At 37.8% G+C, this 13,790-nt stretch carries 12 protein-coding genes; 3 read left to right on the top strand and 9 right to left on the bottom strand.

What is annotated here, in order from left to right; translation table 11 throughout:
* Positions 1–419: 419 nt before the first annotated feature.
* A complete protein-coding gene (locus LI074_RS15875; RefSeq protein ID WP_025581193.1) occupies positions 420–650 on the bottom strand; it encodes a BhlA/UviB family holin-like peptide in 231 nt (76 codons plus the stop codon).
* A gap of 300 nt (positions 651–950) precedes the next feature.
* Between LI074_RS15875 and LI074_RS15870 the strand changes: the two genes are divergently transcribed.
* The gene (locus LI074_RS15870) at positions 951–1,475 is read left to right on the top strand and encodes an RNA polymerase sigma factor (RefSeq protein ID WP_025581192.1); all 525 of its coding nucleotides are present in this window, start codon (positions 951–953) and stop codon (positions 1,473–1,475) included.
* A gap of 52 nt (positions 1,476–1,527) precedes the next feature.
* On the opposite strand, the gene lanM is transcribed toward LI074_RS15870, so the two are convergent.
* The 5 genes from lanM to LI074_RS15845 are packed head-to-tail and all read right to left on the bottom strand — an operon-like array spanning position 1,528 to position 7,109.
* Complete coding sequence (lanM, locus tag LI074_RS15865) at positions 1,528–4,179, bottom strand: type 2 lanthipeptide synthetase LanM (RefSeq protein ID WP_025581191.1); 2,652 nt, start codon at positions 4,177–4,179, stop codon at positions 1,528–1,530.
* Positions 4,180–4,211: 32 nt separating this feature from the next.
* A complete protein-coding gene (locus LI074_RS15860; protein ID WP_255601783.1) occupies positions 4,212–4,340 on the bottom strand; it encodes a hypothetical protein in 129 nt (42 codons plus the stop codon).
* Between the two features lie 16 nt (positions 4,341–4,356).
* Entirely contained in the window at positions 4,357–5,838 is a 1,482-nt protein-coding gene (locus LI074_RS15855; RefSeq protein WP_118338613.1) for an ATP-binding protein, read from the bottom strand.
* A 3-nt stretch (positions 5,839–5,841) separates the two neighbouring features.
* On the bottom strand, positions 5,842–6,549 hold the full coding sequence (locus LI074_RS15850; protein ID WP_173698383.1) for a LytR/AlgR family response regulator transcription factor: 708 nt from the start codon (positions 6,547–6,549) through the stop codon (positions 5,842–5,844).
* Between the two features lie 5 nt (positions 6,550–6,554).
* Entirely contained in the window at positions 6,555–7,109 is a 555-nt protein-coding gene (locus tag LI074_RS15845; protein WP_118566231.1) for a hypothetical protein, read from the bottom strand.
* A gap of 118 nt (positions 7,110–7,227) precedes the next feature.
* Between LI074_RS15845 and LI074_RS15840 the strand changes: the two genes are divergently transcribed.
* Together LI074_RS15840 and LI074_RS15835 are read left to right on the top strand one after the other, a co-directional pair.
* Entirely contained in the window at positions 7,228–7,563 is a 336-nt protein-coding gene (locus LI074_RS15840; RefSeq protein ID WP_173698382.1) for a helix-turn-helix domain-containing protein, read from the top strand.
* Between the two features lie 187 nt (positions 7,564–7,750).
* The gene (locus LI074_RS15835) at positions 7,751–8,644 is read left to right on the top strand and encodes a C40 family peptidase (RefSeq protein WP_055057280.1); all 894 of its coding nucleotides are present in this window, start codon (positions 7,751–7,753) and stop codon (positions 8,642–8,644) included.
* 141 nt (positions 8,645–8,785) lie between these two features.
* On the opposite strand, the gene LI074_RS15830 is transcribed toward LI074_RS15835, so the two are convergent.
* The 3 genes from LI074_RS15830 to LI074_RS15820 form a co-directional block, all read right to left on the bottom strand.
* A complete protein-coding gene (locus tag LI074_RS15830) occupies positions 8,786–9,544 on the bottom strand; it encodes a hypothetical protein (RefSeq protein ID WP_055057279.1) in 759 nt (252 codons plus the stop codon).
* A 281-nt stretch (positions 9,545–9,825) separates the two neighbouring features.
* Positions 9,826–12,507: a putative Ig domain-containing protein gene (locus LI074_RS15825; RefSeq protein WP_055057278.1), complete on the bottom strand. Its 2,682-nt coding sequence runs from the start codon at positions 12,505–12,507 to the stop codon at positions 9,826–9,828.
* 194 nt (positions 12,508–12,701) lie between these two features.
* A complete protein-coding gene (locus LI074_RS15820; protein WP_055057277.1) occupies positions 12,702–13,670 on the bottom strand; it encodes a Gfo/Idh/MocA family protein in 969 nt (322 codons plus the stop codon).
* Positions 13,671–13,790: the final 120 nt, after the last annotated feature.

Genomic DNA, 13,790 nt, shown 5'->3' with positions numbered 1-13,790 from the left:
TGTATATAATTTTCCTACATGGCAATACTGTAAGTACAAAGATATATTCGACAGCCGCATAATCATTAATTCGACAGCAAAATTTTACATATCTATTTCTTATCAGAAAGATTTACTTTCCATAGACACAAGAATTTTTACACCCTCGCATAAACACTTGGATTGCGGCCATTTTTTTTAATCTATTTTACACTACCCAAAAGTCAGGTTTTATTATCATAATATACCATTTACTATACGAACATCTGTAAATCTGGGATTAAAAGTATTCTAATGGACACGAATGTTATGCTTATATTCATCTACCATTTTAGTAAACATATTTTTCTCAAATTAACCTATTTTCTTACCTAAAATGACAGAAGCCCTCTCCGCTGGAAAAATATATCCTGCAGAAAAGGCTTTTTTCTTTTCCCTATTTAATTTTTGTTAAAAAGATTATCCTTAATCTCTTTCAGATCGCTTTGAACCTGATTCAGAATCTGAAATTTCTCAGTTAAACTCTCAATCACCGTCTGGTAATTTTTCTCTCGTTCTTCCTGCTTTGTATCCCTCTGTTCATTTGATTTCACAATGTAAATCAGAAGAAAAACCGCAAGCACAGCCCAGATTCCCTGTGAAACTGCCACATTCATAACCGTTGTTTCCATGGTTTCTGCCTCCTTCCTTAATCTTCTTTTATTATGCAAACTTTTTCTATGTTTTGTCTACTAAAAGTCTTTTCTAATCTTATTATTACCGTTTTAATTTAAAGCATATTTCTATTCTCTACAATTATTTTGCAAATCTCTTTTTACCATGTATTTCTTCTCCTATCGCTGATCTAAATTTGCAACCTCACTTAATAAAGAGTTTTTTCTCTTCCATTTGTAAACTCACAAATTTTTTTCTTTTTTAGTTTCTGATCAGCAGTTTTCTTACTACTTCCCCTAAAAAGGAGGTAGATACCTATGAAAACACTGACAGAACTTATCCAAAATTATCAAAATGGTATCCCAGATTCAGACAGTGAAATTCTCAAACGTATGGAACCGCTTGTGAAAGGATATGCATCCCGGATTCACTGCATGGAACGCGAAGATTCCACACAGGAATTGTATCTTACTTTGTTAAAGACATTGCCATATTTAAGTTCTTCATCCTCAGAAGGTGAATGTATCAGATACATGCAGACCTCTGTCGAAAACAGATATCGTTCCCTTTGCCGCAGTTGTCTTTCCGAACCTGAAAAAGATGATTTTGATTCTTGTTCTGTTTCATTACAGGCTCCCGACAGTTTTGATGACACCTATTATGATGTAACCGCATATATCAACTCTTACCCTTCGGACAGTGTCCAGAGAAAAATTCTGTCCATGTACTTTTATCAGGATAAAAGCGATGCCCAGATTGCCCGGAAACTGAAGCTGTCCCGCCAGTACGTCAATCGGATGAAGAAGAAACTAATTCTCAGATATATTTCCGAAAACAAATAAAAGAAACACCTGCTGACCATAAATTTACAGTCTGCAGGTGTTCCCTTAGTTTTCATAAAATTTCCATTAATGCCATTCCCGTACCGGAAATGCCATTCATAAAAGCCAGATTCAGATATTCTGTCCCAGATATTTTTGCCGGGTGATCCAGTTGAAATAAAAGGCAGTCACATAACGCCTCATATTGCTCCTTCATTTTTTTATTACCATATTTTCGAAGGTACTTCTTCATAATAAGTAAATTCCCGGACATCCCATGACACAGACAAATTTTTTCATCCTGTTCTCCATAAAACAAAGAGTCTGCAGCATTTAACCTGTCTTTTTTAATCTGCATATCCTCAGGAAACAGCTCTTCCAGTTTCATTCGTGAAAGCAGGATTCCCGGCGCCCCATGGCACCATGCATTCATGAAGCTTTCCCCTGAACTCTCTCGTAAATCCTTCCAGTTTCCGGCTTTCTCTGAGTACAGAGAATCCTCATATCTCAGCAAAAGCTGTATTTTATCAGCATATTCCGCTTTATGATTACATTCATACAACGCTGCATAAGCCATCAGAAATCCACTGTTGCCATGAGACATTCCAGCCAGCGGTCCGTCTGTTCCTTTTAATCTCCATCCGTATCCATTTCCGGTTTCCTGTCCTTTCTTCCACAAATCTTTTTCCATATCTGCCGCTATTTCATAATATTTCAGATTTCCGGTTTCTTTATATAACATCACTGCCACTACAATAGCTCCGGCATTTCCGCTCAGATAATCCAGTTGTGAATCTTCTTTCCATACCCTCTCAATAATGCTGAAATGCTTTTCCGCATAAATCATCCACACTCTTTTTCCTGTAAGTTTAAACAGATAAAGATAGGTATATACCACCGAGCTTTCTCCATTTACAATACCTGTCAGAAGATTTTTATCATAAATCTGTTTTTTGTGTATTTCATCTGTATAAGCTTTCAATCTCAAAACAGCAAGATGATAAATTTCTTCTGCACTTGCATTCTTTTCTTCAAAATCATGAAGATATTTTGCAAGAAACAAGACTATCCCGGATATTCCATCATATAAATATATTCCACCTGATCTGAGATTCCAGTGACCATTATCCCAGAATTGCAGACCCGCCCAGCCGGCGCTCTGTTCCCGGATAATTGCTCTGCTGCAGATTCGATGAACTATCTTTCTGATCTGACTGTATATTTTGCGCTCTTTATCTGTGTCATATCCCTTTATCCTGGTCGGAAACATCTTTTTCTTTCCATCAGATGCCTTCAGCATTTCCATGGACAGCCTGATATAATCACACTGACATTCCATATCAGAGTAACTCATCTGCTTCATATGCATTCGCCATGACTCATAAGGAGTACAGGGCAGATATTCTTTATGTTCTCCGCCATTTCCATCATAAACAGATCTGCTGTTCGCATCAATCTCAAAGCAGGGTATATCCATTTCCAGAAGGCTGTCAATTTCATAATCATGAATCTCTTTCATAAAAGAAGATTCCCCCTCTTTGTGAATCACATTCAAAAGAGCTTTCCTGCATTCTCTTGACTTCATATAATCCGGATGAAACGAAGCCATAAGATACATTGCATACTGTTGGGTATGCCGCAGTACAACTCTGGAACGTCCGTCAAAAAAGCCGGACAACATCACCTCCACTTTCTTATCTGCCATTGCCACCATGTACGCTCTGCAAAATCCTCTGATAATGCATTCCGTATAATCTGCCGCATTGATAACCTGATCATTTAGTCTTACAATGCATTCCTTTATCTGCATTTCCACAGGTTCATATTCTATGTGGATATCAGATGTTTTATCATCCTTTACCACAGGAAGTTTAAACGGTGTTTTTATCTTTTCCTCTGTTCCCATTGCACTTATAAGAACTCCTCTGTTTCCTCTGCCCCATGTGAGAACAGGAAGCATTCCTGTATGTATAACCGAATTTGCCAATTTTATCTCTGTACTTTTGTTTATTTTTTCTTCTACACTACTTCCGTCTTTCTCTGATTGTTGTTTTAAATATCCCGGATATGTCTCCATATCGATAATCACAGGATATTCTCCATGTGCAATAATATTTTCACCATGAAGATCTGTTGCTCCGAGGGCATATCCCAAAAACAGATGTATGCCCATTCTGAAATAATAATGCTCCACCTCACTTTCGTTTTTACAGGGAATATTCTCAATTTTTTCTTCCCATCCATAGGAATCATGAGATAAATATTGTACCGTCCTGCAGGAAATTCCTGTTTTTCTGCATAAATAGTTATAAAGTTCCTGATATTTTATATTCTTATCAAGACTATGTGGCTTATAGTACAGAATTGTTCCATTATCCAATTCTACCTTCGCCACACTTCGTCCTCCTCTGTGTATATCGCCTTTCGACATGTAAATTCCCACAGTCCCGGAAAACTTTCTTCCATCACAGAATATTTTTTGTATCTGTTCTTTTTCTGCATAAAGAGATTTCCTGATTTCACATTCTGCTCTCTGGATAGAGTTATTTTTCAATTCAAGCAGACGTTTTAACTCGGGATATTCCTGCAGTAAAGATTTTACATATGTTGCATTGTTAAGATATTTTTTTTCATAATAATCATATTGTTCTTTTGGCGTACTTCCTTTTAGATTTCCAAAATTTTTCTGCCGATGTACATCTAAGATTAATATTTTAAGAAACATAGTTCGATTTTTTCTGCATAAATAATCCAATTTCAGCAACACACTATAGTTCCATATACAATAAAAGACAATTTCTCTTCTATACTTTCCGTATCTATTATCTCTATTTCATCTAATTCTTTTTCCACATTTCCTATTATTTTATCATTCATTTCGTTCATAACCGTCACTCTCCCATTATGTATTATCGCTAATTATTATTTCTACTTCAAAAAAATCTTTATCATATTTAAAATCTATTTCACCATTATACTTTCTTACAATTTGTTTGACACTTTCAATCCCCCATCCGTGCTCATCTTTCTCTTTTTTACTTGTATAAAATTTAGTGTTTTTTTCATAAGGTTTATATATGCTTGTATTCTTTACTTTAAAAATAAACATATCATTAATATTTCGAAAAATACACGTAATTTTACCTTTTCCCTCTTCACACTTTTCAGCAGCTTCTATTGCATTATCCAAAAGATTTCCTAGGAGTACAACAAAATCTATGTCTTTCATCGGAATTTTTTCTATTTTTGAATCTACTTTAAAAAAAATATTCTTTTCTTCCATTTTTCGCACTTTTATATTCAACATAAAATTTATTTCTGGAATTCCTGTCCACGCTACTCCACTATATCTAATGCTTTCTCTCTTGTAATGATTCAAAAAAGTGATACATGAATCCAGTTCTCCATTTTCCAGGCATTCTTTTATATATAAAAGCAAATGTTTTTCATCGTGCACCAAACACCGATACCGGTCATATGACATTCTCAATTCTTCATATTCTTCTTCCATTAATTTGCATCTCATATCTAAAATCTGATTTCTCATTTCTAGGGTCTTTTTTTGAAACTTAACATATACACCAATCAATGCTATATTACTAACTGCTAATAAACATGCGGTCATTACAAAATTTTCCTTTTTAATCGTACCAAATTTGTATATGATGCTAACTATTAATAAAACATACTCTAACAATCCAATAATAAAAAGTTCCTTCAGACGTGTACGCAATATTCCTTTTATACTGTTTACTGACAAAATAAATTTAATTATCCAAAATATGAATAAACAGCCTAAAATCCAAAATATAACTTCCTGATATGTATGTCCTCTCGGATATGAATAAAAATCATCCCACTGTTTATGGTTAAACACCCCTGCATATACAACATAAGCCTCTTTTATCAATCCTATATTAACTGCATAGAAAAAATTCCAAACATATGCCTGTTTAAATGTGCAATCAAAGTAGCAAAAAACATATAATACAATTATTCCACTCCCAAGAATAATCATTAACAACGATTGATATCCAGCCCAATACTGAGCAGTTAACCAAAATATCATGCCGATATATAATATTCTTCTTAAGACCATCTCCTTTTTCTTTACAAAAAAAATATCATATATAATTCCTGCAATTAATCCAATTATGTATATACAAATAACTTTTATGACATATTTTTCTATTTTTTTATCAATCTGCCATAATGAAACAGAAAAATTATAAATTCCAAAAAAAATCAAAGAATACAACAGCCATTCTAGAACATAATATTTTTTTTCTAATATTCTTCGTTCAGAAAACGTCTGGCTAAATATCCAGACACCTATCCCTGTCTCCATAAACGTTGCCAGTCCATACAATAAAACTTTCAGCATTCTTCATACCCCCCAGTAATTCAGAATTGCTTCTCTGACACCTTTGAATCTTTCTCTGCCAACTGTAATAATATTACCGTCCCGCATATAAAGATCCCTTCCTTTCATCTTCATCACATGTTGGATGTTTGCAAGATATCCTCTGTCAGATATAATAAATTCTTTTGTATTCAGTTCTTTTTCTACTGTTGACAGACTTGCTCTGATCTTTACTTCCCCACGCCTGTGCACAAAAATCACATATTTTCCTTCTTTTTTCATATAGAAAATATCAGAATATGCCAGTTTTTCAACTTCATTTCTTTTATTTATGATATAGTACCGCTCTTCTTTCTCCATAATTCCAGGAAGAAGCGCATCATAAGCCTGCGGAAGTTTTTCCTTCAGACACTCTTTGGGGATATAACGATAGGTGTTTACCTCATATGCTTCTATTGCATAATCCACAAAATTTGTAATAAATATAATAACCGGATCCGGATAAAGTCTGCGAATTTCCCTCGCTGCCTCTATTCCGTTTTCTCCAGGCATCCGGATATCCAGAATATACATATCGAATTTTTCTTCATTCAATCCCAGCAGAAACCATTCCACATTCTGGTATGTCGTTACCGTGCAATCTACGTTTTTCTCTGCAAAATACTGTTCTGTGATATCCTTTTCTTTTTTCAGATACATTTCGTCATCATCCAGAATCATTATTCTTATCATAGCAATTATTCCTCCATGAATGTATAAAATCTGAATTTCTTCACATCATAAAAATAACTTTCATCCTTATTGATGACCAGCTCATAAACCTCGATATCCCCTTTGGTTGTCACATCAGTTCTGTGATACTGATAAATGTATCTGCCTTCCTCATGGTTTTTTACCTTTCTGATGATATCATCCACCAGTTCTCCGATTGTCATCGGACTGTCTCTGGAAGGTCTCCATCTTCCAATCATACCACGAACCTGTGACCTGGTCAGTTTAATTCTCTTTCCAAGAAGATATCCTTTCGGGAAAAAGTCTTCTCTGGTCTTTCCTGTCTTTTTTAATATCTCACGTATTGTCTTATTTTCTTCATCTAAAGCAAATCCCATATTAGCATAAGCCTGCATATGAAGCAACGCTAATTCGAGATATTTACTGTTTTCAGATTCTTTATTCCATAACAGTAATTTGTCCAGACTTTTATATACAGTTTCTCTGATTGTAATTCCCTGATTTTGCAAAGTCTGCAAAGAAAACATCATGGTATACAAATCCTTTGTATATTCGTCCATATTCCTATATTCCTCCTGTCATAAAACATATCAAATTTGATTAGTCGCTTGTCATTTATATCCTTATACATATTTAATTCCGTCTGATAAACTTTATCAAAGGAAAGGATTTTTATTTATGAAAAACAATACTATCGGAAAAAGAATTGCAGAAGCTCGGATCAATAAACATATTACCCAGGAACACCTGGAAGAATTAAGTGGTTTATCTGTAAGTACGATCAGCCGGATTGAAACAGGTAAGTATATGCCTACTATCGAAAATCTCCTTAAGCTTTCTGAAATTCTTGATGTGGGACTTGACTATTTTCTTTATGATCTGCTTCCTCATAATAAAGATATTCAAAGCCCGGCTATTCAGGATGCGATTTCAATCATGAATCAAATGGGTGAACGCCAGACTGAATACATTGTAAAAATACTGAAAATATACCAGGCCTCTCATCAGGATTAAATATAATTACAATTCGACAATTTTCGTGTTTTTGTCCTCGAAAAGCATTTTTCTGACCTCGAAGCAACAATCAGGAAATGCTTTTTATTTTTTTCTGTTTCATGTTTACATTTTTCCCTTTTCTCACTCTTTATAAGATGTATCACCGGTGAGCAAATAAATAATCAAATTTCAGGAGGATGAAAAAATGACAAAAACAGAAAAAGCAGTAACATGGGCAATTGAAATCGCAAACGATCCGGCACACGGATATGATCAGGATAACAGATGGGGACCGGACTACGATTGTTCTTCACTGGTAATCTCCGCATGGCAGCAGGCTGGTGTTCCTGTAAAAACAAAAGGAGCCACTTATACAGGAAATATGAAATCCGTCTTTCTGTCCTGCGGCTTTAAGGATGTGACTTCCAAAGTTAATCTCAGCACAGGAAGTGGCATGAAACGTGGTGACGTATTATTAAACATCGCAAGTCATACAGTAATGCACATTGGCAATGGTCAGGTGGTATCTGCCAGCAAAAATGAAAATAATGGATATCATGGTGGTAAACCCGGAGATCAGAGTGGAAAAGAGATCAAACTTCAGAATTATTACAATTTCCCTTGGGATTGTGTTCTCCGTTATACTAAAGATTCTTCAACTACTGATCCTGATCCTGAACCTCAGCCAACTGCAGGAAATGCAAAAATCCGCAAAGGTCAGGGTTATGCCAATAAGTTCGCCAATGCAGGAATCTCTATTACCGGAAAAAGAGACGCTGCTACCAAAAAAGCAGGCGTTAAAGTTCTTCAGACAGCTCTGAACAGGGATTATGGTGCCGGTCTGGATGTAGACGGTATCTGGGGAACAAACACAGACAATGCTCTTGGACAGCATTATGTAAAAAATGGTGAAACACAATATATGGTAACTGCCGCTGAGATTCTCCTTCTTTTACGTGCTTATGATCCAAACGGTGTAGAGATTCCCGGTACCTTTGGCTCAGGACTTCTCTCTGCTGTAAAGGCATTCCAGAAGGCACAGGGCTTAACGGTTTCCGGAACCTGTGACAGAAATACTTTCCTGAAACTGATCAGCTGATCTTTACCAGATAAACATCCGGCAGAATTCTTTTCACTGATTCTGCCGGATATGCCCCTTCACTATTTCTTGTATATAAAAAGAAACAGTTTTGAAACCCATCAAAATGATTTCAAAACTGTTTCTTTTGTTTTCTTATTTTTACCACGGAACATATTCGCCGCTGTCTTCATCATAGTAATACCAGCCGTTTCCTCTGCCTATAGGACTACAGTCAGATTCCGCAGCCTGAAACGGTATATAGGAATTGGTTCCCGGATCCCAGGAATACAGGTCATACGGATCTGTGACCTCTTCTGATGCATCGTGAGGTGCTGTCCAGTAATATTTATTGCCATCCTGATCTGTGACACCATTTTCATTTACCATAGCATCTTCAATATCTTCCCAGCTTCCATAGTAATTTCCGTCACTGTCATACCAGTTTCCATCATCAGCTTCAGAAATCAGCCTTCCATTTCCCTCACTGTCATATATCATTGCCTGATCTGCCCTCTGGTCAGATTGAGTACCATCATTACCTGTTGAACCATTATCTTCAGATGTAGAAGTGTCCACCCCTGTGGTCTGGGAATCATCTGTATCAGTTCCCGCAGTACCGTCTGTTCCATTCCCTGAATTCTGTACATCGCCCGCATTATTGGATGAGGCAAATACTTTCGTCTTCTTATCCGCAGTCTGATTTGAATTTTCTTTTCCATCGAATGTACTTTTATTTACCTGTTTTTTATCCGGCTGAGATTTTTCTGCTGTTTTTTGTTTTGTCTGTTCGGATTTCCCCTGTGAGTTCTGCGTATAATCAACCTGTGTCGCTGTTTTATTCTGTTCCGCGCAGCCCGTCATAGCAGCCGCTGCTGCTAAAATCCCTGCCATAATAATTACAATCTTTTTCTGCTTCATTTTGTTGTCCTTTCTACATTTGTTAAAAATGTCACTGCCTTTATCATAATGTGCTTTCCCTGTTCATTATGACATACTTCACAGGCTTCGATGCCTCATATGTCCCTTATCTGTCATAAAAAGGACATTATTTATCTCCAAATTCAGACAAGATTTGAGTATAATAAGTGGCAGTACCGTAAACTTTGAGTATTACAGGAAAAAGCAGGTATAAACGCCTGGTAAAAGGGGGATTTTTCTTCTTAAAAGTGAAATCTCTGTGAAACAAATGACAGCAGTGCTTATTTCACAACTATTTTCTTTATTTTCGACCATTTCGTATAACTTTTTGCATAGCCTTTTACATAGGCACGTCCTGCAAGGTAGTAGACTCCGGGCTTCACACTTTTAAAGACCACCGTGGTTTTTGTCTGATTTTTCTTTGTATAAGCATAACTGCTTACACCTGTATAGCTGCCGTCATCAGATTTGGAAACTTTCTTTGCCAGTACCCAGTCTGTTCCATCACAGGACTTTGGAGCAGTAAACGTCACCGTTACATTTCTTTTTGTTCCCTGTCTGGAAACCTTAGCTGATTTAACAGCAGGTTTTCCTGTTACAAGGCTTGTTTTTACAGTTACCTTCCTGACCTCTGCCCATTTACTGAGCACTTTGGTATTGCTCCCATTCAGATATTTATAAGCATGTACGCCAATATACCACGTTCCTGCCGGTACACCCCGTAAGATAAGCTCTTTACTGCTTCCGGAATACCCACTCTTTACCTTTATATAATCCGATGGTTCTTTTCCGTTCTTACTTCTGGCAGCAACAACATCGTAACCGTCCGGTTCCTCACCCTTGCTGTTAAGTACTATTCTGACATCATTTTTCTTCACCTGCACCTTCTGAACCACAGGTGCGTCCGGAGTCTTTACCTTTACCGTAACCGGAACCCCGTCTGACCATTCCCCATATTCCATAACATGGCTGCTGTTCTCTTTGTATGCCCTGCAATAAAGACTATGTGTTCCCTCCGGAATATACTTCAGCTCAGGATATTGATTCAGTTCAGAATTTGCAATTTTTGTCTGCGCAGTATAATTCCCTTTTTTCAGATCCTTCTGAGATTTCGCTGTCACAAACTGATAGCCGTCCGCTTCATTGGAAAGATCTCTCAGATAAAGCATTGCATAATTTGTGATCACTCTGGTCCACCGCGTATCAATAACTGGTCTGTTTAATGTCTGATAAGCATCCACCTGTACCATTATCTGTACGGCAGTGTCCAGCCCTTCATTATTTTCATCCTCATTCAGTTCCAGAGATCCGTTGACCAGAAAACTTTGAGCTGCCTTGCTTTTCGGATCATAAGCACAATTCTCCACATCCCACTTCACAGACGCAGAAAATGTTGTTTTCTCTCCATTCACCTCGGCGCCATAGACTTCCAGCGACTTCGGCAGATGCAAAGCATCAGCAGTTTTTTCTGCACCATTGGTAATTCCGGTCACAGGCGCAACAGCATCTGCCAGTCCCTGATAAGTCCGGTCTCCTACAATAAAAGAATTATACAGATTCTGCGTTGTCAGGTGTTCTCCTGCCACTGTTTTCGCAGTCACAGTCACCTGAAAACTATATTTTCCCACCGAAAGCCCCAGTTTGGGCCAGAGTCTCAGTTCTGTGCTCTCCCCAGGTGCCAGATAAGCATTTCCAGATAATAACACACTACATTCTTTACTACGGTTAAAAGACAGCTTCATATCTGTATCAGTAACATTTTTCAGAATATATGTCTTTGCTTCCGGAAGTGTCTTATAGCCCCACTGCATTGTCGGAAAACCCCCGGCAGACTTTTCAGTAATTTCCAGCTGCTTCTTTTCTGTCGGATTCTTCTCTCTGTTCATTGTAACATGAAGAGGATATCTGCTTCCGTCATCTGCGAGAAATGCAAACGTTTCATCATAAATTCCGTATTCCTGCTTCGGCAATATATAAAAATAAAGCGTTTCTCCCGGTTTCAGCAGCTTTTTGGAATCCTGTTCCTCATAATCTTCTGTCCACTTTGCCATCTGGTCATCCACTTCAAAATTCTTAAGACCAGAAGTATCTATCCGTATTCTGGTTTCCTTTTTTCCTGAATTTCTGACCACTACATACTTCTCCACACGAAATTCCGGGTCATAGAAATCGCTTTCTGTAAATTCTTCTTCTGTACCTGTTTCTATACTCAGCTCATAATCTTTTTCAGAGGAAGCTCCCACAATTACTTTCAGAGTAACCTTACAGGAAGCACCCTCTTTTGTCTCAAATGTCACTGTCTCTTCATAATTTCCGGCAGGCAGATTCTTCTTATCATCAATGTCCACAGCCGCACAACTTCCGGGCTGCATTTCTTCATCCGTATTTGTATCGAAAATCGGTGCGTAGGAAAAATCAAAATATCTGCTCTGCGGAAAATCAGAGAGATGAAGCGAATCTGTTCCTGCATTATAAAGAAATAACCGCTTACGTGACTGTTCTCCCTCTGCATGAATTCCCAGATCGATCAAAGCAGTACCTGATGTCAGCTCATACTGCTTTATAACAGGTTCCTGCTCACGCTGTGCAACATAAAGGCTCAGTTCCTGTGAAGAAACTCCAATACCATTGTCCGCCTGTACAGTAAAGCTGAAACTCCCTTCCTCCTGTGGCATTCCACTGATCACTCCCCCGGAAGACAACGTAAATCCCGCCGGAAGCTCACTTCCCTCTTCCAGACTCCAGTTCACATCTGTATCAGCTTCAAGCTGTACCTGATATTCCGTTCCAATCTCTCCATCCGGCAGAACCATATCTGTCAATATGGCAGGAATACTCCCCGTTCCATCACTGAAAGATTCTCCCGCCGAAAAAACTTCCGCCCCACATACTGTTAACGGAGCTGCTGCTGTCATAATTGCCGATAAAAAAACTGCTGTAAAAATTTTGTAATTACTTTTCATTCTTCTCCTCCAGATAATAAAATATAAAAGTATCAATTTACCTAATTAATATTAATATACCACTGGACGGGAATGTTTCTGTAATTACGGAATGACATGTTGTATAATGGTCATGAATATCAGAAAAGCCAGTAATGTTTCGGGTATATGTCAAAAACATTACTGGTCTTTTTTATAAGATTATTCCACACTTTTTATTCGATACAGGGAATCTCATAATTCCAGGATTTACGGATGTCGTCCATGATTTTCATGATCCTTATTGTTTCCGCATGAGGCATTTCCGGACACTCCGTTTTTCCCTCATGAATTGCTTTCATGCAGGATTCTACCTCATATTCATATCCTGAGATCTGTTCCGGCACAACATAAGAAGCCACTTCTTTATGTTCGGTATCAAACACTGTAATCTTTTCCGGATTATTGATATTCTGCACCTGCATATATCCTCTGGTTCCGAAAATACTTCCCATTCTGTCTGAGATTTCTCTTGCTCCACACTGAAGGGTTGCCATGCGGTCTCCCTCAAACACCATGGCAATGCTGTCCAGAATATCCACTCCATTCTGAAAGATTGCAGTAGCCTTTACATCCTTTACCTTATCGCCAAGCACCATGGAGGCAAAATTGATCGGATATACGCCTACATCCAGAAGAGCACCTCCTGCAAGCTCCGGTTTACGGATACGTTCCACATGACTTACTGTATAGCTGAGATTCGCGGTAACTGCCGTAACTTCTCCGATCACACCACTTTCAATAATATCGTTGATCATCTTTCTGGACGGCATATATCTTGTCCAGATTGCTTCTGTGATCAGAAGCTTTTTCTCTTTTGCAAGGTCAAATAATTTTTGTGCCTGCTCTGCATTTACAGTAAATGCCTTTTCACAAAGCACATGCTTTCCCGCTTCCAGACACATTTTCGCATGCAGATAATGGTGTGAATGAGGAGTTGCGATATAAACCAGTCCAACCTCATCATCTGCCAGCATTTCCTCATAGGATCCATATGCTTTTTTTACTTCATATTTCTGTGCAAATACCCGGGCACGTTCCAGATCACGAGCAGCAACCGCATACGCCTCCACATCTTTCATTCCTGCCACTGTTTTCGCCATAGTAGAAGCAATGCCTCCTGCTCCCAGAATACCTAACTTCATTTTACTGTCCGTTACTGAAAACTTATAAAAAGTTATAAACTTCTATGTTTCATTCCTACTTCAACGAGTATGCTTTTGATGATATAAATATCTATCTACTCACAAGTTCTTGTACTCTCC

Source organism: Blautia sp. MSK18_10, from assembly GCF_020553185.1.
Classification (GTDB): domain Bacteria; phylum Bacillota; class Clostridia; order Lachnospirales; family Lachnospiraceae; genus Blautia_A; species Blautia_A wexlerae.
The sequence above is the reverse complement of the archived record's forward strand: the minus strand, read 5'-3'. Positions and strand labels throughout refer to the sequence as shown.

What these genes read in the sequence shown, in the direction of transcription:
- LI074_RS15875 (WP_025581193.1), bottom strand. Translation starts at nt 650, where the DNA reads ATGGAAACAACGGTTATGAATGTGGCAGTTTCACAGGGAATCTGGGCT.
- LI074_RS15870 (WP_025581192.1), top strand. Translation starts at nt 951, where the DNA reads ATGAAAACACTGACAGAACTTATCCAAAATTATCAAAATGGTATCCCA.
- LI074_RS15825 (WP_055057278.1), bottom strand. Translation starts at nt 12,507, where the DNA reads ATGAAAAGTAATTACAAAATTTTTACAGCAGTTTTTTTATCGGCAATT.
- LI074_RS15840 (WP_173698382.1), top strand. Translation starts at nt 7,228, where the DNA reads ATGAAAAACAATACTATCGGAAAAAGAATTGCAGAAGCTCGGATCAAT.
- LI074_RS15850 (WP_173698383.1), bottom strand. Translation starts at nt 6,549, where the DNA reads ATGATAAGAATAATGATTCTGGATGATGACGAAATGTATCTGAAAAAA.
- LI074_RS15860 (WP_255601783.1), bottom strand. Translation starts at nt 4,340, where the DNA reads ATGAACGAAATGAATGATAAAATAATAGGAAATGTGGAAAAAGAATTA.
- LI074_RS15855 (WP_118338613.1), bottom strand. Translation starts at nt 5,838, where the DNA reads ATGCTGAAAGTTTTATTGTATGGACTGGCAACGTTTATGGAGACAGGG.
- lanM (WP_025581191.1), bottom strand. Translation starts at nt 4,179, where the DNA reads ATGTTTCTTAAAATATTAATCTTAGATGTACATCGGCAGAAAAATTTT.
- LI074_RS15820 (WP_055057277.1), bottom strand. Translation starts at nt 13,670, where the DNA reads ATGAAGTTAGGTATTCTGGGAGCAGGAGGCATTGCTTCTACTATGGCG.
- LI074_RS15830 (WP_055057279.1), bottom strand. Translation starts at nt 9,544, where the DNA reads ATGAAGCAGAAAAAGATTGTAATTATTATGGCAGGGATTTTAGCAGCA.
- LI074_RS15845 (WP_118566231.1), bottom strand. Translation starts at nt 7,109, where the DNA reads ATGGACGAATATACAAAGGATTTGTATACCATGATGTTTTCTTTGCAG.
- LI074_RS15835 (WP_055057280.1), top strand. Translation starts at nt 7,751, where the DNA reads ATGACAAAAACAGAAAAAGCAGTAACATGGGCAATTGAAATCGCAAAC.